Source organism: Deferrisoma palaeochoriense (assembly GCF_054656955.1).
Window position 1 is genome coordinate 1 of sequence record NZ_BAAHXI010000143.1, and the last position, 1,928, is coordinate 1,928.

1 protein-coding gene is annotated in these 1,928 nt (G+C 65.0%); it reads left to right on the forward strand.

Going from position 1 to position 1,928, the window contains the following annotated elements; genetic code table 11:
- The first annotated feature begins 169 nt into the window (after window positions 1–169).
- Window positions 170–1,831: an IS1634 family transposase gene (locus ACYQ8L_RS18400; RefSeq protein WP_459943278.1), complete on the forward strand. Its 1,662-nt coding sequence runs from the start codon at window positions 170–172 to the stop codon at window positions 1,829–1,831.
- Window positions 1,832–1,928 lie beyond the last annotated feature (97 nt).

Consider the following 1,928-nt stretch of genomic DNA (forward strand, 5'->3'; position numbering starts at 1 on the left):
CCCGACTTTGACAGTTGCTGGGGACATCGAGGTGGTTCTGACGAGCAGATTTCGCATGAATAGGGCCTTGTGCGGTTGTGAAGGCTGGGTGTTGGGCCAAAATGCCTAGATACATGGTTTACGGAGGACGCGTTGACTGGCGAATTTGCAATCCGTTATAGTCGCATACATGTATCTGCGACAAACCCGCCAGAAACGAGCCGATGGCTCCTACCTCGTCCACCTGCAACTAGCCGAGAGCGTCTGGAATCCTGCCAAGCGCCGCTCGGAGACCCGGATCGTGTGCAACCTGGGCCGGGCCGACGACCCCAAGGTGACCGAACGGCTGCGCCGTCTCGCCAAAAGCATCCTGAAGCGGTGCGACCCGGAGGCCATCGTGGCCGACGACCCGAGCTGGAAGCTGGTGGACGCGTGGCCCTATGGGGACCTGTACGTTCTGGAGACCCTGTGGGAACGGCTGGGGATCCGCGAGGCGATCGAGCGGGAGGGTGGCAAGCGCAAGCTGGGCTTTCCTGTGGAGCGGGCGTTGTTTGCGATGGTGGCCAACCGGGCGCTGGCCCCGTGCTCGAAGCTCTACTGCTACGAGCAGTGGCTTCGGGAGGACGTGCGGATCGAGGGGAGCGAGGGGCTGGGGTTACATCATCTGTATCGGGCCATGGACTTCCTGGTGGAGCACCGGGAGGCGATCGAGGAAGCGATCTACTTCCGGGTGGCGGACCTGTTGAACCTGCAGGTGGACCTGATCTTCTACGACACGACCTCGTTGCACTTCGAGGTGGACGAAGAGGATCCGGACGGGGGAGAGGCGTCGGAAGGGGGCACGGGGCTTCGGAAGCGGGGGCACTCGAAGAACGGCCGAGGGGACGCGCCGCAGATCGTAGTGGGGCTTGCGGTGACGCGCGACGGGTTTCCGGTGCGGCACTGGGTGTTTCCGGGGAACACGGTGGACGTCACCACGGTGCGGCAGGTCAAGGAGGACCTGCGGGGGTGGCGGCTGACCCGATGCGTGTTCGTAGGGGACGCCGGGATGGTGTCGGAGGAGAACCTGCGGGGGCTGAGCCTTGGGGGCGGCAAGTACATCGTGGGGATGCCGATGCGCCGGGAGGTGGAAGTCAGCCGGGAGGTGCTGGGGCGAGCGGGGCGGTACCGGGAGGTGGCCGAGCACCTGAAGGTGAAAGAGGTCGTGGTGGGCGAGGGGGAACGGCGACGACGCTACGCGGTGTGCTACAACGCGCGGGAGGCCGAACGCCAGCGGGCGCACCGGGAGAAGGTGCTGGAAGAACTGGAGGCGGAGCTTGCGGCCCTGGGAGATCTGGAAGGGGAGCCCCACACGAAGCGGGTGTGTGCCCTGCGGGCGAGCCGCCGGTACGGGAAGTACCTGAGACAGACCAAAGGGGGGCGCTTGGTGATCTCGCGGGAGGCCGTGCGGGCGGAGGAGCGGCTCGACGGGAAGTTCGTGGTGCATACGAACGACGACACCCTATCGGCGGAAGACCTGGCGTTGGGGTACAAGCAGCTCATGCGGGTGGAACAGGCGTGGCGGACGTTGAAGACGGGCCTGCGACTGCGGCCGGTGTACCACCGGGCGGAGCACCGGATCCGGGCGCACGTGGCGCTTGCGGTGTTGGCGCTGCTACTGGAACGGGCCGCCGAACACGCGTGTGGGGACACGTGGCGCAACATCCGCGACGACCTCAAACAGATCAAACTTGCGCAATTGTCGAGCCCGCACGGGGAGGTGTGGCAGGTGACGGAGCCGCGGCCTGCGGCACTGAACCGGCTGAAATCCTTGGGAATCAAGAAACCGCCAGAAGTCCTTCGGATGGGCTGAGGACCTACATACACGCCGGGAAGGCGCACTTCGAGCTAACCGCCCGAAGTGTATCGCTTTTCCGGCTTCTTTGTGACTAGGTGGTGTCAAACTCGGG

What these genes read in the sequence shown, in the direction of transcription:
- ACYQ8L_RS18400 (WP_459943278.1), top strand. Translation starts at nt 170, where the DNA reads ATGTATCTGCGACAAACCCGCCAGAAACGAGCCGATGGCTCCTACCTC.